Source organism: Streptomyces daliensis, assembly GCF_054782395.1.
On record NZ_BAAGSO010000069.1, the window covers coordinates 66,442 to 92,815 of the forward strand.

The 26,374-nt window shown below is 73.3% G+C and carries 18 protein-coding genes; 13 read left to right on the plus strand and 5 right to left on the minus strand.

Annotated features, from left to right (window positions below):
- Nucleotides 1-16: 16 nt before the first annotated feature.
- From ACYVOO_RS15930 to ACYVOO_RS15965, 8 genes are all read left to right on the plus strand, one after another.
- Nucleotides 17-1,723 carry a glycerol-3-phosphate dehydrogenase/oxidase gene (locus ACYVOO_RS15930; RefSeq protein ID WP_461016290.1) on the plus strand — a complete coding sequence of 569 codons (1,707 nt, stop codon included), beginning with the start codon at nt 17-19 and terminating at the stop codon, nt 1,721-1,723.
- A 251-nt stretch (nt 1,724-1,974) separates the two neighbouring features.
- On the plus strand, nt 1,975-4,119 hold the full coding sequence (locus ACYVOO_RS15935) for a protein kinase domain-containing protein (protein ID WP_461016291.1): 2,145 nt from the start codon (nt 1,975-1,977) through the stop codon (nt 4,117-4,119).
- Nucleotides 4,120-4,506: 387 nt separating this feature from the next.
- A complete protein-coding gene (locus ACYVOO_RS15940; RefSeq protein ID WP_461016292.1) occupies nt 4,507-8,187 on the plus strand; it encodes a hypothetical protein in 3,681 nt (1,226 codons plus the stop codon).
- A 42-nt stretch (nt 8,188-8,229) separates the two neighbouring features.
- Nucleotides 8,230-10,008 carry a serine/threonine-protein kinase gene (locus ACYVOO_RS15945; RefSeq protein WP_461016293.1) on the plus strand — a complete coding sequence of 593 codons (1,779 nt, stop codon included), beginning with the start codon at nt 8,230-8,232 and terminating at the stop codon, nt 10,006-10,008.
- A 59-nt stretch (nt 10,009-10,067) separates the two neighbouring features.
- The gene (locus ACYVOO_RS15950) at nt 10,068-10,202 is read left to right on the plus strand and encodes a hypothetical protein (protein WP_461016294.1); all 135 of its coding nucleotides are present in this window, start codon (nt 10,068-10,070) and stop codon (nt 10,200-10,202) included.
- Nucleotides 10,199-11,989, plus strand: a complete 1,791-nt coding sequence (locus ACYVOO_RS15955) for a serine/threonine-protein kinase (protein ID WP_461016295.1) — start codon at nt 10,199-10,201, stop codon at nt 11,987-11,989. The genes ACYVOO_RS15950 and ACYVOO_RS15955 overlap by 4 nt, the downstream gene beginning before the upstream one ends.
- A gap of 136 nt (nt 11,990-12,125) precedes the next feature.
- Nucleotides 12,126-13,751 carry a succinic semialdehyde dehydrogenase gene (locus tag ACYVOO_RS15960; RefSeq protein ID WP_461016296.1) on the plus strand — a complete coding sequence of 542 codons (1,626 nt, stop codon included), beginning with the start codon at nt 12,126-12,128 and terminating at the stop codon, nt 13,749-13,751.
- A 125-nt stretch (nt 13,752-13,876) separates the two neighbouring features.
- Nucleotides 13,877-15,790, plus strand: coding sequence for a GMC oxidoreductase (locus tag ACYVOO_RS15965; protein WP_461016297.1), 1,914 nt, complete (start codon nt 13,877-13,879; stop codon nt 15,788-15,790).
- A gap of 154 nt (nt 15,791-15,944) precedes the next feature.
- Here ACYVOO_RS15965 and ACYVOO_RS15970 read toward each other — a convergent pair whose 3' ends face one another.
- The 3 genes from ACYVOO_RS15970 to ACYVOO_RS15980 all read right to left on the minus strand — a co-directional run bounded on the left by ACYVOO_RS15970 (nt 15,945) and on the right by ACYVOO_RS15980 (nt 19,796).
- A complete protein-coding gene (locus tag ACYVOO_RS15970; RefSeq protein ID WP_461016298.1) occupies nt 15,945-17,117 on the minus strand; it encodes an LAETG motif-containing sortase-dependent surface protein in 1,173 nt (390 codons plus the stop codon).
- A gap of 936 nt (nt 17,118-18,053) precedes the next feature.
- A complete protein-coding gene (locus ACYVOO_RS15975) occupies nt 18,054-18,350 on the minus strand; it encodes a chorismate mutase (RefSeq protein WP_461016299.1) in 297 nt (98 codons plus the stop codon).
- Between the two features lie 273 nt (nt 18,351-18,623).
- Nucleotides 18,624-19,796 carry a hypothetical protein gene (locus ACYVOO_RS15980; RefSeq protein WP_461016300.1) on the minus strand — a complete coding sequence of 391 codons (1,173 nt, stop codon included), beginning with the start codon at nt 19,794-19,796 and terminating at the stop codon, nt 18,624-18,626.
- Between the two features lie 358 nt (nt 19,797-20,154).
- Here ACYVOO_RS15980 and guaA point away from each other — a divergent pair, with 358 nt between their 5' ends.
- On the plus strand, nt 20,155-21,741 hold the full coding sequence (guaA, locus tag ACYVOO_RS15985; protein ID WP_461016301.1) for a glutamine-hydrolyzing GMP synthase: 1,587 nt from the start codon (nt 20,155-20,157) through the stop codon (nt 21,739-21,741).
- 154 nt (nt 21,742-21,895) lie between these two features.
- A complete protein-coding gene (locus ACYVOO_RS15990) occupies nt 21,896-22,465 on the plus strand; it encodes a Uma2 family endonuclease (protein ID WP_461016302.1) in 570 nt (189 codons plus the stop codon).
- 15 nt (nt 22,466-22,480) lie between these two features.
- On the opposite strand, the gene ACYVOO_RS15995 is transcribed toward ACYVOO_RS15990, so the two are convergent.
- Nucleotides 22,481-23,290 carry a helix-turn-helix transcriptional regulator gene (locus ACYVOO_RS15995; protein ID WP_461016303.1) on the minus strand — a complete coding sequence of 270 codons (810 nt, stop codon included), beginning with the start codon at nt 23,288-23,290 and terminating at the stop codon, nt 22,481-22,483.
- A 174-nt stretch (nt 23,291-23,464) separates the two neighbouring features.
- On the opposite strand from ACYVOO_RS15995, the gene ACYVOO_RS16000 reads away from it, so the two are divergent.
- Complete coding sequence (locus ACYVOO_RS16000) at nt 23,465-24,202, plus strand: SDR family oxidoreductase (RefSeq protein WP_461016336.1); 738 nt, start codon at nt 23,465-23,467, stop codon at nt 24,200-24,202.
- A gap of 25 nt (nt 24,203-24,227) precedes the next feature.
- On the opposite strand, the gene ACYVOO_RS16005 is transcribed toward ACYVOO_RS16000, so the two are convergent.
- Nucleotides 24,228-25,466, minus strand: a complete 1,239-nt coding sequence (locus ACYVOO_RS16005) for a hypothetical protein (RefSeq protein ID WP_461016304.1) — start codon at nt 25,464-25,466, stop codon at nt 24,228-24,230.
- Nucleotides 25,467-25,534: 68 nt separating this feature from the next.
- On the opposite strand from ACYVOO_RS16005, the gene ACYVOO_RS16010 reads away from it, so the two are divergent.
- Both ACYVOO_RS16010 and ACYVOO_RS16015 read left to right on the plus strand, forming a co-directional pair.
- Complete coding sequence (locus ACYVOO_RS16010) at nt 25,535-25,828, plus strand: helix-turn-helix transcriptional regulator (protein ID WP_461016305.1); 294 nt, start codon at nt 25,535-25,537, stop codon at nt 25,826-25,828.
- A complete protein-coding gene (locus tag ACYVOO_RS16015; RefSeq protein WP_461016306.1) occupies nt 25,825-26,373 on the plus strand; it encodes a hypothetical protein in 549 nt (182 codons plus the stop codon). Before ACYVOO_RS16010 ends, ACYVOO_RS16015 begins: the two co-directional genes overlap by 4 nt.
- Nucleotide 26,374: the final 1 nt, after the last annotated feature.

Here is a 26,374-nt window from a genome sequence, read left to right on the forward strand (position 1 = left end):
CACGGGAGGCAGCGGTATGAGGACAGCGACACTGGGACCGGAGCAGCGTGCCGAGGCGCTGGCGAACATGGCGGAGCGCGAGCTGGACGTGCTGGTCGTGGGCGCCGGTGTCGTCGGAGCGGGGACGGTGCTCGACGCCGCCACCCGCGGCCTGTCGACGGGCATCGTCGAGGCCCGCGACTGGGCGTCGGGAACCAGCAGCCGCTCCAGCAAGCTGATCCACGGCGGGCTGCGCTATCTGGAGATGCTCGACTTCGCCCTCGTACGGGAGGCGCTCAAGGAGCGCGGCCTGCTGCTCCAGCGCATCGCCCCGCATCTGGTGAAGCCCGTGCCGTTCCTCTACCCCCTCCAGCACAAGGGCTGGGAGCGGCTGTACGCGGGCACGGGCGTGGCCATGTACGACGCCATGTCCGTCTCCTCGGGGCACGGCCGGGGGCTGCCCACGCACCGGCACCTGTCCCGTAAGCACGCCATGCGGGTGGCGCCCTGTCTGAAGAAGGACGCGCTGGTGGGCGCGCTCCAGTACTACGACGCGCAGATGGACGACGCGCGTTATGTGACGAACCTCGTGCGCACGGCCGCCGCCTACGGCGCGCACGCCGCGAACCGGTCGCGGGTGATCGGCTTCCTGCGCGAGGGCGAGCGGGTCGTCGGGGCGCGGGTGCAGGACCTGGAGCAGGGCGGCGAGTTCGAGGTGCGGGCCAGGCAGGTCGTCAACGCGACGGGCGTGTGGACGGACGACACCCAGGGGCTGATCGCGGAGCGCGGCCAGTTCCATGTGCGCGCGTCCAAGGGCATCCATCTCGTCGTCCCCAAGGACCGGATCAACTCCACGAGCGGGCTCATCCTCCGTACGGAGAAGAGCGTCCTGTTCGTGATCCCGTGGGGCCGCCACTGGATCATCGGCACCACGGACACCGACTGGGACCTGGACAAGGCGCACCCGGCCGCCTCCAGCGCCGACATCGACTATCTGCTGGAGCACGTCAACTCGGTGCTCGCCGTGCCGCTGACGCGCGACGACGTGCAGGGCGTCTACGCGGGCCTGCGCCCGCTGCTGGCGGGCGAGTCGGAGGCGACGAGCAAGCTCTCTCGCGAGCACACCGTGGCGCACCCGGTGCCTGGCATGGTCGTCATCGCGGGCGGCAAGTACACGACGTACCGCGTGATGGCCAAGGACGCGGTGGACGAGGCCGTGCACGGTCTTGACCAGCGGGTGGCCGAGTGCGTCACCGAGGACGTGCCGCTCGTGGGCGCCGAGGGCTACCACGCGCTGTGGAACGCGCGGGCCCGCATCGCCCAGCGCACGGGGCTGCACGAGGCGCGCGTGGAGCATCTGCTCAACCGCTACGGCACGTTGGCCGACGAGGTGCTCGAACTGATCGCCGCCGACGCGAAGCTGGGCGAGCCGCTGCCCGCCGCCGACGACTATCTGAAGGCCGAGATCGTCTACGCCTGCACGCACGAGGGCGCGCGCCACCTGGACGACGTGCTGACGCGGCGCACCCGCATCTCCATCGAGACCTTCGACCGCGGCACCCTCAGCGCGCGGGAGTGCGCCGAGCTGATGGCGCCCGTGCTGGGCTGGGAGCCGGACCAGATCGACAGGGAGGTCGCGCACTACGAGAAGCGGGTCGAGGCGGAGCGCGAGTCGCAGCTCCAGCCCGACGACCAGACCGCCGACGCGGCCCGCCTGGGAGCCGAGGACATCGTGCCGCTGTGACGGGTCCCGTGACGTGACCGGGGGCCGCCGAGGGGCCGTCCGGTGGTCGTTCGGGGGCCGTCCGGTGTTCGTCCGGGCGGCCCCTGTGAGGTCTTTCACCCCTGTGGGCTGGGCAGTTCGGGGACGGCAGTGACTCGTGAGAAGGCTGTGCGGCAGGTGTGGAGCCCCCGTACACGTCTTGTCAGAAGGATGGTCCACAATGAAGGCTCTGCTGGGGGTGGGCTCATCGCAGAGGGGACACAAGGGGATTCATGGGCAGCGAGGACACGGGACGGCTGGTAGGAGGTCGCTATCGGCTCGGGGAGGTCCTCGGGCGCGGCGGCATGGGGACCGTGTGGCGGGGCAGGGACGAGATCCTGGGCCGCACGGTCGCGGTGAAGGAGCTGCGGTTCCCCTCCAGCGTCGACGAGGACGAGAAGCAGCGGCTCATCACCCGCACCCTGCGTGAGGCGAAGGCGATCGCCCGCATCCGCAGCGGCAGCGCCGTCACGGTCTTCGATGTCGTGGACGAGGACGACCGCCCCTGGATCGTCATGGAGCTGGTCGAGGGCAGCTCCCTGGCCGATCACATCCGCCAGGACGGCCCGCTCACTCCGCAGCGCGCCGCCGAGGTGGGCCTCGCGATCCTGGACGTGCTGCGCGCCGCGCACCGCGAGGGCATCCTGCACCGTGACGTGAAGCCGTCCAACGTGCTGCTGGAGGACGGGACGGGCCGCGTGGTCCTGACGGACTTCGGCATCGCGAAGGTCGAGGGCGATCCCTCGGTCACCTCCACGGGCATGCTGGTCGGCGCGCCCTCGTACATCTCCCCGGAGCGCGCGCGGGGCAAGCCCCCGGGCCCGCCCGCCGATCTGTGGTCGCTCGGCGGCCTGCTGTACGCGGCGGTCGAGGGCCACCCGCCCTACGACAAGGGCTCGGCGATCTCCACGCTGACCGCCGTCATGACGGAACCGGTGCCGCCGACGGAGCGGGCCGGTGAGCTGAGCGAGGCCATCTACGGGCTGCTGATCAAGGACCCGGCCAAGCGGCTCGACGTGGACGGTGCCCGCGTGCTGCTGGAGCCGGTGGCCCACGGCGCGAAGGGCGCGTCGGCCGTGGCCGAGCCCTCGGACGCCACCCGTACGACCGTCCTGCCGTCCCCGCCGGACGAGGACGGCCCGGCGGCGTCGGGGGAGGGGCGCGGCAAGGCCCCCTGGAGCGGCAAGGGTTCCGGGAAGGGAACCGGCAGGTCCGGCAAGGGCTCCTCCTGGACGGGCAAGGCGGCGGCTGCCGGTGCCGCCGCGGGTGCCGCGGCGGCTTCCGCGACGACGAAGAAGAAGGCGGCAAAGCCCGCGTCGTCCGCCTCCGGTGCGGGTGCAGGTTCGGGTGCGGGCGCGGGCAAGGGGGGCGCGGGGGCGAAGTCCCCGGCGTCCGCGAAGGGTTCGGGTGCCGCCGGGGCCGGTGGTGCCGGTGCTGCCGGTGGGCGGCTCGCCCCGGGGCGTGCGCGTCAGCTTCCCGAGGAGGCTCCGGCGGCCTCGCCGGCGTCGGCGTCCCGCGCGGGTGCGCGTACCGCCTCCGGCGCGGGCGCGGGTTCCGGTACGGGCGGGGGCGGGGGCGGCAGCGCGTCCGCCGCGCTGGCGTCGCTCACGGAGCGCTTCTCGCGCCGCACCCTCCTGGTGGCCGCGGCGGCGGTCGTCGCCGTGCTGGTGCTGCTCGGCGCCGTGCTGGTGAACGCCTCGGGCGAAGAGGGCGGCGGCAGCGCCGGTCAGGAGACCGGCGCCTCGTCGGGAGCCGCGGCCGGCCAGAACGAGAAGACGGACGGCGGCAAGTCCGAGGACAAGGGCGCGGACGAGGACAAGGAGAAGGAGGAAGGCGGCAAGTCCAGCCCCTCCACCTCCCCGGAGTCCTCCCCGTCGAAGGACGAGGACAAGGACGACGAGTCCGGGAAGCCCGCACTGCCCGACGGCTACGAGAACGTCGAGGACGATCAGTTCCACTTCAGCATGGCGATGCCGGGCGACATGGAGAAGGCGGGCATAGCGGGCCAGAACTCCGGCCGCAAGTACGCGACGGGGGGCAGCGGCCTCCCCAAGATCCAGGTCGACTACAACCCCAAGCCGACCTCCGACGCCGCCGCTGCCTGGCGCTCGCTGGAGGGCGCCGTCAAGCGCAACAGCCCCAGCTACCACCGCATCGGCATCGAGAAGGTGAGCTGGCGCGGTTATCCGACCGTCGCGGACTGGCAGTTCACGCGGACGGAGGGCGGCACGAAGGTGCGGGTCCTCAACCGCGGCTTCAAGGTCGACAGCACGCACGGTTACGCGATCATGATCACCTGCAAGGCGTCAGGCTGGGACGAGAAGAAGTGCCGCGATCTGCGGGAGACGGCGTTCAAGACCTTCAAGGTGGCCGACTGAGGCGGCTTCACCGACGGGCCCGTTCCCTCCGGGTCCCGGCCGCCCCGTACCACCCTGTACCACTCCCGTACGACCCCTGTACCGCCCTCGTACGGGCCCGTACCGACTCCGTACCGTCTCCGTACGCCCCTCCGCTCCGGTCGTGCTCCGGGGGCTGAGCCCTTGTGCTCCCGGCCTTCCACCCCTGCGCTCCCGGGGTTCCTCGCGGGTGCGTTGGGGTAACCGCCTTTGCGGGCAGGCTCACCGAACGGAGTCACGGCCGGAGTCACCGGTCTCGCGGCGCGAGACCGCATGGGCACGTATCGTGAAGAACCGCGGGCCGTATACGTCCGCAATAGCGCGGATGAGACAGGGATTTGACGGTCTCGCACGCTGTGGGGAGGCGTCGTGAACGACTACGCGGGTGACGCGGGGCGGCTGCTGGCCGATCGCTACCGCCTGCCCCGGCCCCTCTCCGACGAGTTCGAGCTGGCCGAGACCGTCGCCTACGACACCGCGAGCGGGCAGCGGGTCCTCGTGCGCCAGGTGCCGTTGCCCGAGGTCGTCGAGGGCGAGGTCGTCGAGGACGGCGATCCCGGCGGCTATGGCGCGGCGTCGGGCGGCAGGCCGGGCGGCGGCCCCGGAAGAGCCACCCGCAGCCCCGCGGATCCCACGGTCCGGCGCGCGGTCGAGGCGGCGCTGGCCGCCTCCCGTATCCCCGACCACCCCCGCCTGGACCAGGTCTTCGACGTCTTCGTCGAGGGCGACGGACTGTGGATCGTCAGCGAACTGGTGCCCGCGCGCCCGCTCTCCGCGCTCCTGGCCGACCGCCCGCTGAGCGCGCACCGGGCCGCGGAGATCGCGGCCGATCTGCTGGCCGCGCTGCGCACGGTGCACGGGCACGGCTGGACGCACCGCAACATCACAGCGCGCACCGTTCTCATCTGCGAGGACGGGCGGGCCCTCCTCTCGGGTCTCGCGGTGGGCGCGGCGCAGGAAGCGCTGTGCGGGTACGACCCGTTTCCGCCTGGGCCTGCTTCGGCATCGGCTTCGGGTGAGGGGCCGGGCGACGGCTCCGGTGACGCCGGTGGCTCCGGTGGCCCGGCAGGTGCGGGCGGCGCGAACGGTGCCACGGGGGCCGGGGCCGCCGCGCAGGTGCCTCCGGCGCTGCGGGGTCCTGTACCGCCCGTCGAGGCCGCGCGGCCTGTGCCTCCGGGAGGCCGCGTTCCGGGCGTGCCCGGGGTCGGGACGGCCGTGCCGCCGGGCGTCCCCGTGCCGCCGGGCGCGGCACGCGCGGCGCTCGCCGAGGCGCGCGACGAGGAGCGGGCCGGGGTACGGGGCCAGGACCCGGACTCGTACCCGTACGGCACGGAGGCGCCCGGCGCCCCGTGGACCGGCGGCCGCGAGAGCCGCGATCCGGCGACGTGGACGGGCGAGGCGCTGCCCGACGGCTTCCAGGCGCGGCAGGACGAGCGCGCGGCGCGCGGCGGATACGGGGAGTACGCGCCGTACAGGGACCACCCGGTGCGCCCGGGCGTCGACGACGGCGCCGGTCAGTGGGACGACGAGCCGTCCTACTCCCACGACGACGGGTACGAGGACGGATACGAGGGCGAGGAAGCGGCGGGGGAGCGGCGCGGCCGGGGCATCTTCGGCTTCGAGGGGCTGCCGCCCGACGAGCCCGACGAGCGCGATGGTGCCTACGAGCCGGAGGCGGAGTGGGAGGAGGCGCCCGGAGGCCGGGGGCAGACGGGCCCGCCGGAAACGGGAGCCTCCGCGTCCGCTCCGTCGCCACAGCCCCCACCCCCGCACGGCGCCGGGCACCCCGGCCAGGGCGGCGGACCGGTCCGGCACGGCTACGGGCACGGCGGCGCTACGGAGAGCACGAGCGCGTCCCCCGCACACGTACGGGCCGCGCGGCGCGGTGCCATCGCGGCCTACCGCGCGGGCGCGCGCCGCGCGGTCGAGGCCCGCGAGAGCGACCGGCGCGCGGCGGACAGGGCCGGGCGCGGAGGAGGCGCCGGGGAGTGGTGGTCGACGGCTCCGGAGCGCGCGCTGCCGGACCGTACACCGCCGTCGGGCCCGGCACCCGCGCCGGACGACGACGTCCGCTGGCTGCCGCCCGCGGGCGACGAGGTGAGTCCGACCTCGCTCCCCGGCGCACGCCACGGCACCAGCCACCCCGTCCGCGCGACCTGGCGCACCGCCGACTCGCACAGCCCGGCACCCGAGCCGCACACCGCACCGGACGCGGCCCCCGCCCCCGCTCCTAGCCCGGACCCCGCCCCCGTCGAGCCCGAGCCCGAGGACGACGCGAGCCGTCCGTGGGGCGGCGCGGACGGGGCCGACGAGGGCCGGTACCGGGGGCCCGCCACCGCGCTGGCCGCCGAGCGGGCACGTCAGGCGCGGATGACCGTGGTCGGCCCGGTCACCGAGCGCTGGGCGCCCGAGCAGGCCGGGCCCGTCTACGAGAACTGGCGGCTGGCCCCGCCCGTTGGCCCGGCGGCCGACCTGTGGGCGCTGGGCGTGCTGCTCTTCCGCGCGGTGCAGGGCCACGCGCCCTACCCCGAGGACAGTGCGGCCGAGCTGGCGCAGATGGTCTGCTCGGAGCCGCCCGCGTTCGCCGAGGACTGCGGGCCGCTGCGCCCCGTCGTCGAGTCGCTGATGCGCCAGGACCCCACCGAGCGCCCGGACTTCGAGGAGCTGCGCGGCTGGCTGCGCTCCCTGACCCGTTCGGCGCCCGAGCCCGACGTCGGACGGCGGACCCTGCTCGGTCCCCCGTCGCTGGACTCGGGCGCTTCCTCGGACCCGAGACGGCTGCCGATCGTGCGGCGGCGCGGCTGGCTGGTGCGCAGGCGCAAGGCCGACCGCCGCCTTTTAGGCGCCGCCGGTGCTGAGCGGCACCGGCACAAGAAGAGCCGCGAGAAGTCCGCTGAGCGGCGGGAGCAGCGGGCGCGGCGGGAGCGGCGGACCGGGAGCGGCACGCGCCGCGTCCACGAGATGCCCCCAGTACCCCCCGCGCGGGAGACCCCCTCGGCTTACGAGATGCCTCCCGCGCGGGTGCGGTCCACGGACCGCGACATGCCGCCGTCGCCCGATCGGGCGGAACGCGCGGAACGACAGAGCCACCATGTGCCCCCGGCCCGCGAGGACGCGCGCTCCCACGAGGCGACGCCCTTCCGCGAGCCGCCGCTGCGTGACCTGCCGCCGCCGCGCGAGGCACCCGTCCATGACGAGCGGCCCTACGACGCACAGCCCTACGCACCGCTCTACGAGGTACCCGTCGACGACGGTCCCGTCAGGCAGAGGCAGCAGCGGCCCAAGGAGAAGAAGCGCGCACGGCAGCCGCGTACGGGGAGCCCGCGCAGTCTGGGGCGGCTGCTCCTCGGGCTGGTGCTGTTCGCGCTGACGGCGGCGGTGCTGTTCGCGATGTGGTTCATGCCCAAGGGCGAGGGCGGAGGGGCCACCCAGCAGAAGGGCTCGGTGGAGGCGCCCGGCGGCCAGGAAGAAGGGGACCAGGGCGACAAGGGTCAGGACGCGGACAAGGGCGGGAGCAAGGGCGAGGGCGAGGACAAGAACCCGCCCAACACCGAGGCACCGCAGACCACAGCGCCGCCCGCAGAGCGCGTCCCCGAGGGCTACAAGCTGAGCAAGGACCCGGCGGGCTTCCAGATAGCGGTGCCCGAGGAGTGGGACCGGCGCTCGACGAACGGGCGTGGCCAGGTGCGCTACAACGGCGGCCAGGTCGAGATGGTGATCGTCAACGGCCGGGACACGACGAAGAAGTACGGCAAGGACCCCTCGGCCTACCAGAGCGACGACGAGCCGGAGCTGGCCGCTTACCGCTCCTCCGACTGGGCGACGACGTCCGGGCTGCGCCGTATCGACGTCGGGGACACGGCCATGGCCGAGGGCACGTTCGGCTGGCGCGACAGCGGGCGGCAGGTGTACGCGCGCAACCGGGCGATGATCCTCGACGGGCGCTACCACGTGCTGCTCGTCATGGGCTCGGAGAACAAGAAGAAGGAGATCGACCGTACTTTCGAGGCCGTCGCCGACACCTACCGCGTGACGGCACGCTCCCGCTGATCCCGGGGCAAACGGGCCGTCCCGGCTGCCATGATGTGGGCCATGGGGGACACGAACGACGGTGACAGCCTCTTGCTCGCGGACCGCTACCGCGTGGGTGCGCGGCTGGGCCGGGGCGGCATGGGTACGGTCTGGCGCGCCGAGGACGAACTGCTGGGCAGATCGGTCGCGGTGAAGCAGATACACCTCGAAGAGGGCGTGCCGGCGGGCGCCGCGCGCGAGCTGCACCGCCGGACGCTGCGCGAGGCCCGTACCGTCGCGCAGGTCGGGCATCCCAGCATCCTCGTCGTGCACGACGTCGTGGAGCAGGACGGGCGCCCGTGGATCGTGATGGAGCTGGTGGAGGGGGAGTCGCTCGCCGACCGGATCGCGCGCGGCGGCCCCGTCACCGCGCACGAGGCGGCCCGGGTGGGCGTGGCCCTGACCCGCGCACTGCGCGCGGCACACGCGCGCGGCGTGCTGCACCGCGATCTCAAGCCCGCCAACGTCCTGTTGGAGGAGGGCACGGGACGCGTCGTGCTGACGGACTTCGGCATCGCGCAGGTCGCCGGTATGACGACGATCAGCGAGACGGGGGCCTTCGTGGGGTCGCCCGAGTACACGGCGCCGGAGCGGATGACGGACGACCGCACCGGGCCCGAGGCGGACCTGTGGTCGCTGGGCGTGCTGCTGTGCGCGGCCGTCGAGGGCGAGACGCCCTTCCACCGGGACTCGTTGGGCGGCGTGCTGCACGCCGTCGCGCTGGACGAGATCCGCACGCCCGCGTCCGTCGAGCCGCTGCTGCCGCTGGTACGCGGGCTGCTGGAGCGGGACCCGGCGAGGCGGACGGGTCTGGACGAGGCGGAACGGCTGCTGTGCGCGTACGTGGAGACGGGGCGCATGGGGGAGGAGGGGGCCGAGCCGTCCTCGGTGGCCGAGGGGGTTTCCGGGCCCGAGCCCGCGGCTGAGCCCGCGCCCGAGCCCGTGCCGGGGAGCGAGCCCGTGCCCGTGTCCGCACCGGAGCCCGAGCCGGTGACCGGCGCGGTGCCCGAGCCCCACCCGCATCCGCATCCGCACTCCCACCCGCACTCCCACCCGCACTCGCACCCCGGCACGGCCCCCACCTCCGCCCCCGCCCCCGCTTCCCGCGCCGCGAAGGAGCGGGCCCGTGCCCGTAGGTGGGTACTCGCGTCCGTCCTCGTCCTCGCGCTCGTCGGCGGGGGCGTGGCCATCGGGCTCGCCGTCGCGGACCGGGACGAAGGCGGCAAGGCGCCGGGCGCGGACCATAGCCAGGGCCAGGACCAGGGCCAGGAGAAGACGCCGGACGACGCACGGGACAAGAAGGGGGAAGCCGGCGGAGCCGGGACCACGCCCACGTCCAAGCCCGAGCCCGCTCCCAGCGGCTACCGCACCGTCGACGATCCGGCGGGCTTCAAGGTCGCCGTCCCCAAGGGCTTCACGCGCTCGTACGAGCCGCCCCGCGTCTTCTACTACTCGCCCGGCAAGGAGTTCCGGCTCGGCGTCTACATCCAGGACCAGGAACCCGGTGGTCCGGTTTCCGCGATGAAGAAGGCGGACGAGGAGGGGCCACACCGGTATCCCGGTTACCGGGGCGGGGTGGTCAGGAAGTCCCCGAAGAACGAATTCCCGGGCGCGCTGTGGGAGTTCACATGGAACGGCGAGTCGGCGGACGGCGGCCCCCGGCACACCTTCGACCAGAGCTGGGACGAGGCGGGGAAGATGTACGACCTGTGGGTCTCCGCGCCGAGCGACCGTCGGCCCGACGCGAAGCGGCACTTCGACACCGCGCTGAAGACCTTCGTCCGCACGAAGCCGCACTGAGGTCACGGGTGAGCGATGCCGGTAGCAATCACGGCACTCTCCGCGATAATGATGGGGCCATGACGAACGACGGGGGATCCGCCGACGAGTGGCACCTGGCTCTCTTCGCAGCGGACGGCGACCCGGGTTCACGGGAGAAGGCAAAGCGGATGTTCGAGGACCTGGTCGCGCACTTCGACGTACACCGGCTGTGACGGACGACGACGCCCGCCTGGTAGCGGGCCGTTACGAGCTGCTGGAGCGGATCGCGGCAGGCGGCATGGGTGCCGTGTGGGCGGCGCGGGACGTGGAGACGGGGCGCGAGGTCGCGCTCAAGGAGATGCACGTGCCCGCGCATCTGGTGCTCGCCGCCGACCCGGACCCGGACCCGGACCCGGGCACGGGCACGGACGCGGACACCGGGGCCCGTTCGGCGGCCGTGGAGCGGATGCGGCGCGAGGCGCGCGCCGCAGGCCGGGTGGACCACCCGTCCGTGGTCACCATCCACGACGTGGTCGTGCACGGCCGCCGCCCCTGGATCGTCATGGAGCTGGTGCGCGGCGAGACCCTGGCCGACCTGCTGGACCGCGAGGGCGCGCTGCCCGAGCGCGAGGCGGCGCGGATCGCGCTGCCCGTGCTGGAGGGGCTGCGCGCGGCGCACGAACGCGGCGTGCTGCACAGGGACGTCAAGCCCGCCAACGTCCTCCTCGGCAGGGACGGGCGCGTGGTGCTCACGGACTTCGGCATCGCGCGCATCGAGGGGGAGACCTCGCTGACGGTCAGCGGCGAGTTCTTCGGGTCGCTGCGCTACTGCGCGCCGGAGCGGATGGGGGGACGCCGTCCGGGACCCGAGTCCGACCTGTGGTCGTTCGGGGTGCTGCTGTACGAGGCGGTCGAGGGCTGGTCGCCCTTCCGCAGGGAGACCATGGAGGCCACGGTCGCCGCCGTACTCTCCGGCGCCGCCGTGCCCCCTGCCCGCGCGGAGCGGCTCGGGCCCCTGGTCGGGTGCCTCCTGGCGCAGGACCCTGGCGAACGCCCGGAAGCGGACGCGGTGTTGACGGTGCTGCGGGAGGTCGCGGGGGAGGGCGCCGACGGCGACGACGCGGCGGACGTCCAGCCCGAACCGGACCCTCAGCCGGACCCCCAACCGGAGCCGGAGCCGGAGTTCATCGGCCCCGAACTCGACGTCTCCGCGCTCGCGGAACCCGAAGCAGATCCCGAACCGGAGCCCGCGCACTCCGCCACCGCCACCACCGTGCGGGCCACCCCGGACAGCCACAGCCCCCGCGAGCCAAAAGCGGAGGCGGCGGTGGAGGCGGAAGCGGAAACGGCCCGCACGGCGCGCGGCCCCCGTAAGAGGACCGTCGTGGCGGTGTCCGGCGCCGTGCTGGCAGCCGCGCTCGCGGGGTGGCTGGTACTGCGCGCGTTCGACGGGGGCACCGGAACGGGCGACGGCCCACCGCTCGCGGGCGGCTCCGCCTCCCCGGGCGCCGACCCCTCCGGCTCCGCCGCGCCGGACTGGGGCAAGGACACCCGGACGTACGAGGAGGACCGGTTCGGCTACCGGATCGCGGTCCCCGACCACTTCGTACGCGAGCCGGGAGCCGACCGGGTCGTCTACGAGGACCCCGACGACGACCAGGTCTGGGTCGAGGTCTACCGCGACCAGGACGGCCCCTCAGCGTCGCCCCGCGACTGGGCGGAACGGGAGATCGAGTGGCTGGCCAAGGGCGCGCCGGAGGACGGGCGGCGCACCGTGCGCACCCGCTCGGGGGCGCTCAGCGGCACGGAGCACGGGGGAGAGGAGGCCGCCCGGTACACGGTGCGGCTCCAGAGCCTGGACCGTGCGGGCGAGGCCAGCAAGCTGGTGGTGCAGCGGAACCTCGTCGTGCCGGACGGTGACGGCGGCATGTACCAGCTCAGGGTGTCCGTGCCGGACGCGGACGACGCGGAGACGGACGGCAAGGGCCTCTTCGACGCGGCCGTGACCGGCTTCGGCTGACATCCGGCCCTGCTCGCCGCCCCCGCCCACCGGTCCGCGCCCACCCTCCGTCGCGCCAGCAATCACTGGCAGATTCCGTGAAAAGTGGTTACCGCTGGGTATGCGGGGGCTGGCCCGCGGTCGTAGTCTCTGGCGCATGACGGACACGCAGGAGGCGCGCGGCAGCGCCGACGCCGCACCCGGTAACCCTCTCGCCCCCGTACCCACCGGGGTGCGCACAGCCGCCGACGTGGTCACCCCCGACCTCGTGGCCCGCCTCGCGCGCGGTGTCACCGGCAGCGGCAGCACGGCCAACCACACCCCGTCCACCGGGGAGAAGCTGGCCGATCTGCCGGAGTCCACGCCGGAGGACGTCGCCGCCGCCTTCGCGCGGGCCCGCGAGGCGCAGCACGCGTGGGCCGCGACGCCCCTGCGGCAGCGCGCCGCCGTGCTCCTGCGCTTCCACGACCTGGTGCTGAGCCGCCAGTCCGAGGTGCTCGACCTCATCCAGCTGGAGACGGGCAAGGCGCGCCTGCACGCGCACGAGGAGGTGCAGGCGGTCGCCGTCGCCGCGCGGCACTACGGGCGCAAGGCGTCCGCGTATCTGCGCCCGAAGCGGCACACCGGCGCGATACCCACCCTGACGAAGGTCACCGAGCTGCGGCAGCCGCGCGGCGTGATCGGCCAGATATCGCCCTGGAACTACCCCTTCGAGCTGTCCGTCGGGGACGCGCTGCCCGCGCTCGTGGCGGGCAACGCGCTCGTCACGAAGCCCGACACGGAGACGGCGCTGACCGCGCTGTGGGCCCGTGCGCTGCTGATCGAGGCCGGGCTGCCCGAGGACGTGTGGCAGATCGTGCTGGGCGAGGGCCCGGTCGTCGGCCCCGAGGTCATCGAGCGCGGCGACTACATATCCTTCACCGGCTCGACCCGCACCGGACGCGAGGTCGCGCAGCGCGCCGCCGCCAGGCTCGTGGGCTGCTCGCTGGAGCTGGGCGGCAAGAACGCCATGCTGGTGCTCGCCGACGCCGACCTGGACAAGGCCGCGGCCGGAGCCGTGCGCGGTGCCTTCTCCTCCGCCGGCCAGCTCTGCATCTCCATCGAGCGGCTCTACGTGCACGAGTCGGTCGCCGACGACTTCCTGGAGCGGTTCGTCGCCCGTACGAAGGCGATGCGCCTGGGTTCCGCGCTCGCCTACGGCGCCGACATGGGCTCCCTCGTCTCGCAGCGGCAACTGGAGACCGTCTCGCGCCACGTCGACGAGGCCGTCGACAAGGGCGCCACGGTGCTCGCGGGCGGCAGGGCACGCCCCGACATCGGCCCGCTGTTCTACGAGCCGACCATCCTCGACGGGGTCGGCGCGCCGATGGCCGTGTGCGAGGAGGAGACGTTCGGGCCCGTCGTCTCGGTGTACCGCTTCTCCGACGAGGAGGAGGCGGTCTCGCTGGCCAACGCGACGCCGTACGGCCTCAACTCCAGCGTGTGGAGCCGCGACGGCCGCCGCGCCCGCGCCCTCGCGGCCCGGCTGCGCACCGGCACCGTCAACGTGAACGAGGGTTACGCCTCCGCCTACGGCAGTGCCCAGGCGCCCATGGGCGGGATGGGGGACTCGGGGATCGGCCGCAGGCACGGTTCCGAGGGCATCCTCAAGTACACCGAGCCGCAGACCGTGGCCCACCAGCGGGTGCTCCCCATGGCGCCGTCCCTCGGCATGAACGACGAGAAGTACGCCGCCTTCATGAGCGTCTCGCTCAAGGCGCTCAAGGTGCTGCGCTTCCGCTGACCCGCTGACCCGCTGACCCGCTGACCCGCTGACCCGCTGACCCGGAGACGCCGCACCCCGCCGCCCGCTCCCTGTATTGCCGAATATTGCCGACCTGAGCCGCACCGTTTTTTCGGAGGTCCCCCGTGCCACAGGAGAAGTCTGCCCGTAAACAGGGTGATTCGCGTACTTCGTACGACTATGACGTCCTCATCGTGGGGTCCGGGTTCGGCGGCTCGGTCTCGGCGCTGCGCCTCACCGAGAAGGGCTACCGCGTCGGCGTGCTGGAGGCAGGGCGGCGCTTCACGCGCGAGACGCTGCCCAAGAACTCCTGGGACATCAAGAACTACCTCTGGGCACCGGCGCTCGGCCTCTACGGCATCCAGCGCATACACCTGCTCAGCAATGTCATGATCCTGGCAGGCGCCGGGGTGGGCGGCGGCTCCCTCAACTACGCCAACACCCTCTACGTGCCGCCGCCCCCGTTCTTCCAGGACCGCCAGTGGGGCCACATCACCGACTGGCAGGAGGAGCTGAAGCCCTTCTACGACCAGGCCCAGCGCATGCTCGGCGCCCGCCTCAACCCGACGATGACGCCCTCCGACGTCCATCTGAAGGCGGCGGCCGAGAAGATGGGCGCGGGCGACACCTTCCACATGGCGCCCGTCGGGGTCTTCTTCGGCGACGGCGAGGACGCGCGGGGCGAGCGCGTGAAGTCCCCGGGCGGCGAGGTCCCCGACCCCTACTTCGGCGGCGCGGGCCCCTCGCGCAAGGGGTGCACCGAGTGCGGCGAGTGCATGACGGGCTGCCGCCACGGCGCGAAGAACACCCTCAACGAGAACTACCTCTACCTCGCCGAGAAGGCGGGCGCCGTCGTGCACCCGCTGACCACGGTCAGCGCGCTCCAGGAGATCGACGGCGGCGAGGGCTTCGCCGTCACCTGTGTCCGCACGGACAAGCGCAAGGCCGCGCCCCGCGTGCTGCGCTGCCGCAAGGTGGTGGTCGCGGCCGGTACGTACGGGACGCAGACCCTTCTGCACCGGATGAAGGACAGCGGCGGCCTGCCCCGCATATCGGCGCGGCTCGGCGAGCTGACCCGCACCAACTCCGAGGCCCTGGTGGGCGCCCAGACCGTCGCGCGCCGCTACCGCAAGAAGTGGGGTCAGGACAGCGAGCTGGACTTCACCAAGGGCGTCGCGATCACCTCGTCCGTCCACCCCAACGACCACACCCACATCGAGCCGGTGCGCTACGGCAAGGGCTCCAACGCGATGAGCGCGCTGACCACCCTCCAGGTGCGCACGTCGAGCCGTCTCCCCAAGGGGCTGGCGCACGTGGGGACGTGTCTGCGGCACCCCGTGCTGTTCGCGCGCTCGCTCTCGGCGCGCCAGTGGTCGGAGCGCATCATCATCGGGCTCGTCATGCAGACGCACGACAACTCGCTGACCACGTACCGGAAGGACAAGGGCCTGGGCAAGGGCTTGCTCACCGCGCGCCAGGGGCACGGGGCGCCCAATCCGGTGCACATACCCGAGGGCGCGGAGGCCGCCAGGCACCTGGCCGACGAGATCAACGGCTTCGCCGGGACGAACGTCGGCGAGCTGATGAACACGCCGCTGACCGCACACTTCCTGGGCGGCTGCCCGATCGGCGGGGACGCGGACAGCGGCGTCATCGACCCGTACCACCGGCTCTACGGGCACCCGGGCATCTCCGTCGTCGACGGCTCGGCCGTCTCGGCGAACCTCGGTGTGAACCCGTCGCTGACGATCACGGCGCAGGCCGAGCGCGCCATGTCGCTGTGGCCCAACAAGGGCGACGAGGACGCGCGTCCGGCGCAGGGCGAGGCGTACGTGCGGCTCGCGCCCGTCGCCCCGCGCAGTCCGGCCGTGCCCGAGGACGCCTTCGGCGCGCTGCGGCTGCCACTGTTGCCGGTGCCGAGCGTGCCCGCCTCGCGCCCGACGTCGGCCGACGACTCGGCCGCCGCCTTCGAGTCGGCCCCGGCCGCCGAGCCCGAGTCGCCCCCGGCCTCGGCCTCCGCTCCGACACCGGCGGACTGACGGGGCCGGGCGCGGGCGGGGACGGCGGGTGCGGGCGCGGCGGGCGTGGACGTGGAAGCGGGCCGACGGCCGGCACGGGAAGACACGGCCGTCGGCCCGCTGGTCAGGAAGGGGTCGGGCAGACCGATCCGTTCCGCCCCGTCAGCGTCGCCCGTCAGCGTCGCCCGGCGGCGGCGCGACGGCGGGAGACGAGCACCGCGCCCGCTCCGGCCACCATCGCGGCGGCGCCGGTGAGCCCGATCGCGGGCAGCGTGTCCGAGGAGCCGGTCGAGGCCAGCTCGCCGGTGGAGCTGCCGCCGCCGGACCCGGACTTCGCTGGCGTGCTCGCGGGCTTCTTCGCGCCGCCCTGGGGCTTCGCCTCGGGCGACTCCTCGTCCGCGCCCGCGGCCACGATCTCGAACTCGTAGTACTCGCCCGCCGAGACGACGCAGTTGTCCTCCTCGTCGAGGTACGCGCCGACGCTGATCGCGTAACCGGTGCCCGCGGGCGCCTTCTTGTCGACGCTCAGCCGCAGCTCGACCTCGGTCTTCCCGTTCGCGGCGACGCGGGTGCTGCCTATGTGGCCCTCTTCCTCGTCGTCCGCGTCCGTGGAGATGTCCTTCCAGTCGCCGGTCTCCCGGTCCTTGTGCTGGAGGGTGAGGTGCTCGCCGGTGCCCTCGTCGTCCGGCGCGTCCTCCGCGACCGTCGCGGCGAACAGGCCGAACTCGACGGATTCGAAGTCCTTGTCGGAGTTGTTCGTGAGGCGGTACGTGAACGTGTGGAAGCCGCTGCCCGCGACGACCTTGGCGGGCAGCCCGTGCAGGGTGGTGGTGAGGTCGGCGTCCTCCGTCGCCTCGTCGTCCTCGTCCTCGCACAGGTCGCCCGGCAGTTCGCCGGTGCCGCCTCCCGAGGTGCTGTCGCCGGGCTCCTGGCCGCCGGTACCGGCGCTCGTGCCGCCGTTGCCGCCGCCGCCCGTTCCGGTGCTCCCGGTGCTGGTGGATCCGGCGCTGGTGCCGCCCGTACCGCCGGTGTTCCCGGTGCCACCGGTGCCGCCGTTCGCGCCTGTTCCGGCCGTGCCGGTTGAGCCGGTCGAGCCGCCTGTCGCGGCCGAACCCGCGGTCCCGGCCGAGCCCGTCGAACCGCCCGTTCCGGTGGAGCCCGCCGAGCCGGTGGACCCCTCGGTGGCGGTCGAGCCGCCCGTTCCCGTCGAACCGGTGGAGGTGGTGGAAGCGGCGGGGTCGCCGCTGCCGCCGCTGTCAGTGGCGGCAGCCGTGGGCGCGGCCATCAGCGCGGCGGGAACGATCGCGGCGGTCGCTGCCGCGGTCACCAGAGCACGGCGAATCCTCATGGGGCTGACCTCATCCGTAACGACGTGGCGAAGAGACGAAGAAGAGACGCAGCCGTCGCGACGGTGGGGCGCGGTCCGGCTGGAGCAGCAGCGTACGGGCGGATCACGCGTCGCGGCAGGGGTGTGCGGAGTGCCTGTGGGAGGCCCTTGTTCCGCTTAAGGGGGCATCGCGGGACAAAGGTGCAGAGTTGCCCACGCTTCACCAGGTTTTGATGTGTCCTATGTCACAGCACGGCCTGGGTGGCCGGCACGGTGACCGGCACAGCGAAGGGCCCCGGGTGCCGCCGGGTGGGTGGCGGCTTCCTCGGGGCCCTTGGCGGTCAGCGCGGGCTCAGGGCAGCGCCCGCGCTGAGGGCGGCGCCGGGGGGTAGCGCCGCTGGTCGGTACGGCCGGAGGCGGAGAACCGCCGTGGCCCGCCGAGCGGTTGAGGGGTGCGGGACACCTTCCGTGCATCGTGGTGGATGCGCCGCGTGCCGCGCAACCGTTTCGACGGACTCCGTCGCCGCCCTCGTACGGGCCGGGAGCGCCGCGTCGCGAGAGGGCCGGGATCCGCGGAGCGGCCGGTCCCGGGCGTCCCCGCGACCGGCCGCTGTCCCCCCGCCAGAGGCGGGGAGGTGGGTGACCGGGCTGCTGTCCCCTGCTGTCCGGTCACAGCACCGGAGCGAGGTCCCACGACGCTGCCGTCTCCGCCTCACGGGAGACACGGGCGTCTCACGCTCCGGTGTCGCCGCCCCAGTGCAGCCGGGCACCCAGCCGACATCGGGACACCGGGTCCAACGAAGCCCGTCCGGGCCGGTCACGGGCCGTACGGGTGACCGCGGGCGACCGGCGACGTGACGGCGGCACGCTCGGCGGGTGCTCTACAAGGTGCTCTACGGTGCGCTCGACGGGGCCGCCTCGCGGGGCCCCGGCAGGGGGTGCCGGACCCGCTCCGGCTCACAACTGGCCGCGGCACAGCCCCAGGAGGGTCATCGCGAGCTGGGTGCCGGGGCGGCCCAGTTCGGCCCTGTAGTGGTCCAGGACTTCCATCTCGCGGGCGAGGTGGACGCGCCGTCCGCCGGACTCGACGCGGGCGCGCTGGATGCTCTCCGAGACCGCCATCCGCTCCCGTACGAGCGCGAGGATCCTCGTATCGAGCGCGTCGATCCGCTCCCTCGCGCCGCTGATGATCTCCTCCGCCGTGGCGCTGGCGCTCGTGCTGGCTCCGGTGCCGGTGCTGCTGGTGTTCGTCATGGTCCGTCTCCTCGGGCTCTGTCGGAGCCCCGGAGCCCACCCGGCCCGGGAGCGGGAACGACAGACGCCCCGGGCCTTGTGTGGCCCGGGGCGCCTGGGAAGTCGCTTGTCTGTGGTGGCTCAAGCAGCTCGACCATGGCAGCCGGACGGGCCGGTGCCATAGGTAAACCAGAAGCTGGTCTGCTCGAACATGCGGCACAGTATGCCCCCGTGCGCGGGGTGGCCGCCACCCCGCACCGGGCCACCGGGCGGGTCCTCCGGCCCCGGGCCGTGTCAGCGCGTGGAGCGCTCGATCAGCTCGTAGCCCTCCGAACTGCTCTCGCCGACGAGGAGTTCGTACGAGCCGACGGCCCAGAACCGCCCCGTGCGGCCGAGTGGCGCGAGGTCGGTGATGTTGTACGCCTGCGTCGCGCCGCCCGTCACCTTCGCGCCGTCGACCTCGGTCCACCGCTTCCCGTCGTACCGCCAGAACACCGGCGGGCCCTCCCAGCCGTCGGGATCGCCGCTGACCCAGACGTTGCCGCGCCCGTCGCCGTTCACGGCCTGGGGTATCAGCCCTCCGACGGGTCCCGTGACGTCCTTCCAGGAGCGGCCGTCCCAGTGCAGCACCCGGGGCTCGTAGCCCTCCTCGCCGACGGGGGAGGCGTAGCCCGTCGCGTAGACGCTGCGCGCCGACTCGGCGTAGACCTGCGCGAGGCGCAGCCCGGTGCCTGGCACCGGGACCTCGGTCCAGTCCTCGCCGTCCCAGTGCAGCGCGACGGGCCGCGACTCCTGGCCCGCGTACGAGAAGCCGCCCACCGCCCAGGCGTCGTCGGCGGTGCGCGCGTCCACGTCCTCGGCGCTGACGCCCGTGGGCAGGTCCGTCGTCCGCCAGGCGCCGCGCGACCAGGTGCTGAGGCCGTGGTCACCGGCCAGCCAGGCGCGGCCGGGTACGGCGGCGAGTTCGGCGAAGCCCTGCTGGGGCGCGGCGCCGTCGTCCGGCAGGGGGACGCGCTGCCACCTGCGGCCGTCGTAGTGCGCGGCGACCTTCTCGGTCTGGCTCCAGCCGTAGGCCCACACGTCGCGGGGCGAGACGGCGTCCACCGAGTGCCAGTAGTTCACCTGGGGCAGCCCCGCGGTGCGGTCCTGGTGCCAGGTGCCGTCCTTCCAGCGCAGGATGACGCCGTCGGGCACGCTGTCGAAGCTCTGGTGGCCGACGGCCCAGGCGGCGCGCGGGCCCGCCGCTGACACGGAGCTGAGGTGCGCGTTGGTCGAGAGGCCGCCCGCCTCGGACACCTCCCAGGCCGGGGCGTGGCCGCCCGTCGCGGCGGCGCCGGTGGCGGGCGCGACCACGGCCGTCGCGGCGGCGACCGCCGTCAGCGCGACGGCCCTCGCGAACGTCGTGCACGTCCAGGGGCGCGCTCTCCCTCTCCCTCTTGTCCCTCTTGATCTCGCTCTCACGCTCATGCGGTTCCTCTCTGGGTTCTGGGTTCCGGGTGCGGTGCCGTGCGGGGTGGTGTGACGCGTATGACCCCCTGCTACGGGGCGCGGTTGCCCAGAACGGGGCATTCCGGTAGAGGCGATCCGAAGCGGCAATAGCGGGAGGTAAACGGCATCGGTACCGTGGGTGGACCCCGGGTGTACGGACGGCCACCGGGGCCGGGGATCCCCGTCACGGGCCGCCGCGGGCCGTCGCGCGGCCGCGTACGTCGTGGCGCGCACCCGGCAGAGGCGAGGCGGGAGAGAGGGCAGGCGGGCGACCCGCCGGGCCCCGTTAGAATCGAGGTCCACACCCAGCTCAGCTCCACCGCCGAAAGGCAGCTCCGTGGCTCCCACCCCGCCCAGCGCAACGCCCGACACCGTCCTGGTCGTCGATTTCGGCGCGCAGTACGCCCAGCTCATCGCCCGCCGTGTGCGCGAGGCGAGGGTCTACAGCGAGATCGTCCCGTCCACCATGCCGGTGTCCGAGATCCTCGCGAAGAACCCCAAGGCGATCATCCTCTCGGGCGGCCCCTCGTCCGTCTACGCGGAGAACGCACCCTCCCTGGACCGCGCCCTCTTCGAGGCCGGGGTTCCGGTCTTCGGCATGTGCTACGGCTTCCAGTTGATGGCGCAGGCCCTCGGCGGCACCGTCGACAACACCGGCAGCCGCGAGTACGGGCGGACCGACCTCAGCGTCTCCAAGCCCTCCTCGACCCTCTTCGAGGGCACCCCGGCCGAGCAGCAGGTGTGGATGTCCCACGGCGACGCGTGCTCCGCCGCGCCCGAGGGCTTCACGGTCACCGCGTCCACCAGCATGGTCCCGGTGGCGGCCTTCGAGAACGACGAGCTGAAGCTGTACGGCGTGCAGCACCACCCCGAGGTCATGCACTCCACCTACGGGCAGCAGGTGCTGGAGCACTTCCTCTACCGCGGCGCCGGACTCGCTCCCTCCTGGACCACGACGAGCATCGTGGACGAGCAGGTCGAGGCCATCCGCGAGCGCGTCGGCGGCAAGCGCGCCATCTGCGGCCTGTCCGGCGGGGTGGACTCGGCGGTGGCGGCAGCGCTGGTCAACAAGGCCATCGGCAGCCAGCTCACCTGCGTCTACGTCGACCACGGGCTGATGCGCAAGGGCGAGACGGAGCAGGTCGAGAAGGACTTCGTCGCGGCCACGGGCGCGCAACTGCGGATCGTGGACGCCTCGGAGCGGTTCCTGGACGCGCTGGCCGGGGTGTCCGACCCGGAGCAGAAGCGGAAGATCATCGGCCGGGAGTTCATCCGCGTCTTCGAGCAGGCCCAGGCCGAGCTGGTCGCCGAGGCCGACGAGGCGGGCGAGGACGTCGCCTTCCTGGTGCAGGGCACCCTCTACCCGGATGTCGTCGAGTCGGGCGGCGGCACGGGCACCGCGAACATCAAGTCGCACCACAACGTCGGCGGCCTCCCCGAGGACATCGAGTTCGAGCTGATCGAGCCGCTGCGCAAGCTCTTCAAGGACGAGGTCCGCATGGTGGGCCAGGAGGTCGGCCTGCCGGACAACATCGTCCAGCGCCAGCCGTTCCCAGGCCCCGGGCTCGGCATCCGCATCGTCGGCGAGGTCACCAGGGAGCGCCTGGACATCCTGCGGGAGGCCGACGCCATCGCCCGCGAGGAGCTGACGGCGGCCGGTCTGGACCGCGACATCTGGCAGTGCCCGGTGGTCCTCCTCGCCGACGTCCGCTCGGTCGGCGTCCAGGGCGACGGCCGCACCTACGGTCACCCGATCGTGCTGCGCCCCGTCTCGTCCGAGGACGCGATGACGGCGGACTGGTCGCGCCTGCCCTACGACGTACTGGCCCGCATCTCGACGCGGATCACCAACGAGGTCTCCGAGGTCAACCGCGTGACCCTGGACATCACGAGCAAGCCCCCGGGCACCATCGAGTGGGAGTGACCCTGGGGGCCGCCGCGCCCTTGGTCCCCCACCCCTGACGCTGACCGCGCCCGTGCACGGTCACCGGTCACCCACGCGCCGCCACTCGCTCTTTCGGGTGGCGGCGCGTGCGTTTCCGCCTGCCGTGCTGAACGTACGGCCGAGGATCCCGCCCATGGACTCCTGGCCGGTGCCTCCGCCCGAGGGCTACACCGTGGACGATCTGCTGACCCTGAAAGACCTCCCGCCGCGCACCGAGCTGATCGACGGGAGCCTGATCTTCGTGAGTCCGCAGAACGACTTCCACAGCGTCGTCCGTTGTCTGCTGGAGCAGGGCCTGCGCAGGTCGCTTCCCGCCCACCTGCGGGTGCGGAGGGGGATGGCCGTCGTGCTCGACGTGCGGAACGGGGCCAGGCCCGATCTGCTCGTCGTCAGGGCCGAGGCCGTGACCGGCAGGCGGCAGACGCGCTATGACGTGGCGGATGTCGAGCTGGCCGTCGAGGTGGTCTCGCCCGATTCCGAGTCGCGCGATCGCGACACCAAGCCCCACAAGTACGCGCGCGCTGGCATCCCGAACTTCTGGCTGGTGGAGATGGCGGGCGCGGCGGACACCCCGGTGGTGCACACGTATGTGCTCGACCCCGTGAAGAAGGTCTACGAGTCCACGGGCACCCACCTGAAGCAGCTCTCCGTCGACCTCCCCTACGCCATCAACGTCGACCTCACGGAGATCGACCGCCTGTAGGCGTACCTGTAGGTCTCAGCCGTCCCCGTCCCCGTCCGTCTCGGCGTAGATCACCAGGGTGTGGTCAGGCTGTCCGGCTACGTGGAACGCCGTGTACGTGAAGACGGTCGACCCGTGTCGCGGGTGGCGCAGGCGCTTTCGGCCGCCTCGTCTGTCCTGGACGTCGTAGCGCGGCCACCAGGCGCGGACCTCGGCGCTGCCCGCGTGGAGTTCGTCGGTCAGGCGGGCGTAGCGGGGGTCGCCAGGGTGGCGGGCGGATAGGGTGCGCAGGCGGGCGAGCAGGCCGCGGGCCTCCGTCGTCCAGTCGAGGACCACCTCCTTGGCCACCGGTTCGAGGAACGTCCAGCGGGCGAAGTTCGCCGGGCGGTCCTCCGACGCCGTGAGGCCGGGGAACAGCTCGCGCGCCGCGCGGTTGGCGCTGAGCACGTCGTAGGTGCCGTCGATGATGTACGCCGGGTGCGGCTGGAGCAGCAGCGGGACGGCCGCCACCTCGGGGTCGAGCGGTTCGGGTCCGTCCGCCTCGGGCCCGGGCGCGGGCGCGTGACCGGCGAGCTGGAAGAGGTGCCCGCGCTCGTGCCGGTCGAGCCGCAACGTCGAGGCGAGGGCTTCGAGCACCTGGTCGGAGGCGCGGATGTCCCGGCCCTGTTCGAGATACGTGTACCAAGTGGCGCTGATCCCGGCGAGCAGCGCGAGTTCTTCCCGGCGGAGGCCGGGCGTCCGGCGCCGCCCTGTGCGCGGCAGGCCGACCTCCTCGGGGGAGATCCGCTCCCTGCGGCTGCGCAGAAAGGCGCCCAGTTCGTCGCGCCTGTGTGACGGGTTCGGCATGATGGATGGCACCTCTTATTCCAGGATAAACGCGCTCTGTATACCAGGCTAAGGCTGTCGCAGACTGCTTTCGGGCGGGATCCGGAGCGCATGGCTCCCGCCGACGCGATGGAAGAGGGAACCACCACCATGACGGCAGCCGGTACGGAACAGAGCGGGGCCAGGACCGAGGGGATCGAGGGGATCGACGGCAAGGTCGTGGCCGTCACCGGGGCCAGCAGCGGCATCGGCGAGGCGACCGCGCTGCTGCTCGCCCGGCGCGGCGCGCGGCTCGTGCTCGGGGCGCGCAGGACCGACCGGCTCGCGGAGCTGGTGCGGCGCATCGAGGAGGCGGGCGGCACGGCCGTGCACGCCCGTACGGACGTGACCCGGCGCGCGGATCTGCACGGCCTGGTCGACCTGGCCCGCGAGCGGTTCGGACGGCTCGACGTGCTGGTCGGCAACGCCGGGATCGGCCCCATCTCACCGCTCGACGAACTGCGCGTCGACGACTGGGACCGGATGGTCGACGTCAACATCAAAGGCGTGCTGCACGGCATCGGCGCCGCGCTGCCGGTCTTCCGCGCACAAGGCGGCGGCCACTTCGTCACCGTCGCCTCCACGGCCGCGTTCCGGATCGTGCCCACCATGGCGGTCTACGCGGCGACGAAGTTCGCGGTGCGCGCCCTGTGCGAGGGGCTGCGCCAGGAGGCGGGCGACTCCCTGCGTGTGACGACCGTCTCGCCCGGCGTCGTCGCGACCGAGTTCGGCGACGGGGTGACCAGCCCCGGGGCGAAGGCGCTGGTCGGGGACATGCGTGACCGGTTCTCGATCCCGCCCGAGGCCGTCGCGCGGGCCATCGCCTTCGCGGTGGAGCGGCCCGCCGACGTCGACGTGAACGAGGTCGTTGTCCGCCCCACCGCGCAGAGCTGATCCCGGACCCGTCCGCAGACCCGTATCAGTAGGCGAGGGCCCGCGTGTACCGCGTCTCCAGCGCCGTACGCAGCCGTTGCGCGGTTCCCTCGGGCACGTCGCGGTCCTTCGCCCACGCGTCGAACGTCTCGAAGAGCCGCACCCTGGTGTCCAGCAGCCGCGCCACCGCCCGTTCGCCCTTCTCCGGCCCCGTCCCCGGCCCCGGCCCGGCGTCGGGGCGCCGCTGGGCGACGGTGGCCATGGGCGGGCGGCTGGTGACGCGGTGGTCCGCCGCGAGGTACGTGCCCCGGGTGTGGCGGAGTACGGCGCGGTCGAAGGCGGCGAGGTCGGGGACGGTGCCGTCCTCGACGTGCGAGGTCCGGGATCGCGCGAGGACGGCCAGGAAGCCGGTGGTGCGGCTGAACTCGACCTCCGTGCCCATCAACCCGTCGGGCCCGCTGTGGCCCGGCTCCGAGGCGTCGTCGTCCAGGCGCTCCAAGTAGGCCGCGAAGTGGGCGCGTTCGGCGTCGTAGAGGATCGCGTAGGCGTGGGGGTCCGCGACGGCGTGGTGGACGACGGCTTTGAGCCGCTGGCTCGCCTGCGCGACGCTGAAGACCGCGTGCACGTCGCGCCCGTTGGGGAAGGGCTCCGACCAGTTGCCGCTGCCGTCCTCGTAGCGGGCCTCGTCCCGGGTGGCGGTGGGGCGGGGCCAGTCGCGTTCGGCGGGGTAGTCGATGTCGCGCCGGACGTCGCCGATGTAGGCGGCGAGCACGCGGGCGATGTACGGGGCGAGCGCGAGGGGGAAGTCGGCCTCGTCGTACGGGTCCTCTCCGAGGAGGACCACGGCGCCGTGCACGATGCGGGCCTGCGCGGCGGTGTGCGGTTGCGCGTCCCTCGCGTCCCCCGCGTCCCCCGCGTCTCGTGTGTCCCGCGCGCCGTCCGGGGCGCCCGTGGCCGCCGCGACGAGTGCGCGGCCCGCCGCCTCCGTACCCTTCGCGCCCTCGCAGAGCGGCACTTCGCCCGTACGCAGCAGGCGGCGCAGCGGCTCCGTGCGGCGCATGTCCTCGCCAGGGTCGAGCGCGTCGGTGGCCCGTCGCGGGTCGGCGGCGAGCCGACGGGCCGAGTCCGGGGCCTGGCGGCAGGCGCTCGCGGCGTCGGCGTCGCCGCTCAGCGCCGGCACGAGCGCCACGGCGCCGCCGACGACCAGCACGGCGAGGGCCACGGTCCCTGTGGTCAGGGCGAGTCGGGCACGACGCGGAAGGGCGCGGAGGCGGGGGAGCAGCACGCGCCGAGGTTAGCGCCTGTGCGGAGGCGGGCTTGTGGGTGTGCTCATGAATGTAGTACTTCTTATACATGGGCGAGCAGGTGCACAACAGGCTGGCGGTGGTGCGGGCGGAGCGCAAGGTGAGCCGTCAGCGCCTCGCCGAGGCGGTCGGCGCGCACTACCAGACCATCGGCTACATCGAGCGCGGCCAGTACAACCCGAGCCTCGATCTGGCTCTGCGCATCGCCGCGTACTTCGAGCTGCCGGTCGAGGCGCTCTTCTCGCTGGAGCCGTTCCGCTCGCTCACGGACGAGGTCTACGGCAGGAAGCCGTCTGTGAAGACGGCGGCGAAGCCGTCAACGGGGAGGACAGATACGCCATGAACGTCACGCGTCACGACAGGTGGCTGTACCGGACGATGAACGACCCGCGCACCCGCCGCGCCCACGCCACCCGCGCCCGCCGCCGCTTCTTCGTGGCGAGCCACATCGCGCTGACGGCGGTCGCGGCCACGGGCGCGGTGCTGCTCTTCCTGAGCGACGAGCCGTGGTGGTCGGCGGCCGTCCTCGTACCGATGGCGGCGTGGATTCCGGTGACGGGGGTGCTCAACGCCAGCACGCGCGGCCTGCTGGAGCTGCGCTCCCGCGCACTCGACGAACGTCAGCTCGCCGAACGCGGCGAGGTCCACACCCGCGCCCACCGCCTCACCCTGGGCGCGATGACCACGGCGCTGCTGGGCTTCTTCGTCGTCGCGACGCTGCTCGACGTCCCGTTCCACGGCCTCTCCGTCCCGCTCGCGGTCACGTCCTTCGCCGTGCTCCTGCTGCACTGGCTGGCGCCGCTGTGGGTGGCGGTGCTGCGGGTGCCCGACGAGGCGGGCGAGTACGAGGACGAGGAGTACGAAGGGTTCCAGGGTGCGACGGCCTGAA

Excerpts from the sequence above, each read along its gene's own strand:
- ACYVOO_RS15930 (WP_461016290.1), top strand. The coding sequence starts at position 17 with ATGAGGACAGCGACACTGGGACCGGAGCAGCGTGCCGAGGCGCTGGCG.
- ACYVOO_RS15935 (WP_461016291.1), top strand. The coding sequence starts at position 1,975 with ATGGGCAGCGAGGACACGGGACGGCTGGTAGGAGGTCGCTATCGGCTC.
- ACYVOO_RS15945 (WP_461016293.1), top strand. The coding sequence starts at position 8,230 with ATGGGGGACACGAACGACGGTGACAGCCTCTTGCTCGCGGACCGCTAC.
- ACYVOO_RS15950 (WP_461016294.1), top strand. The coding sequence starts at position 10,068 with ATGACGAACGACGGGGGATCCGCCGACGAGTGGCACCTGGCTCTCTTC.
- ACYVOO_RS15960 (WP_461016296.1), top strand. The coding sequence starts at position 12,126 with ATGACGGACACGCAGGAGGCGCGCGGCAGCGCCGACGCCGCACCCGGT.
- ACYVOO_RS15970 (WP_461016298.1), bottom strand. The coding sequence starts at position 17,117 with ATGAGGATTCGCCGTGCTCTGGTGACCGCGGCAGCGACCGCCGCGATC.
- ACYVOO_RS15975 (WP_461016299.1), bottom strand. The coding sequence starts at position 18,350 with ATGACGAACACCAGCAGCACCGGCACCGGAGCCAGCACGAGCGCCAGC.
- ACYVOO_RS15980 (WP_461016300.1), bottom strand. The coding sequence starts at position 19,796 with ATGAGCGTGAGAGCGAGATCAAGAGGGACAAGAGGGAGAGGGAGAGCG.
- ACYVOO_RS15990 (WP_461016302.1), top strand. The coding sequence starts at position 21,896 with ATGGACTCCTGGCCGGTGCCTCCGCCCGAGGGCTACACCGTGGACGAT.
- ACYVOO_RS15995 (WP_461016303.1), bottom strand. The coding sequence starts at position 23,290 with ATGCCGAACCCGTCACACAGGCGCGACGAACTGGGCGCCTTTCTGCGC.
- ACYVOO_RS16010 (WP_461016305.1), top strand. The coding sequence starts at position 25,535 with ATGGGCGAGCAGGTGCACAACAGGCTGGCGGTGGTGCGGGCGGAGCGC.
- ACYVOO_RS16015 (WP_461016306.1), top strand. The coding sequence starts at position 25,825 with ATGAACGTCACGCGTCACGACAGGTGGCTGTACCGGACGATGAACGAC.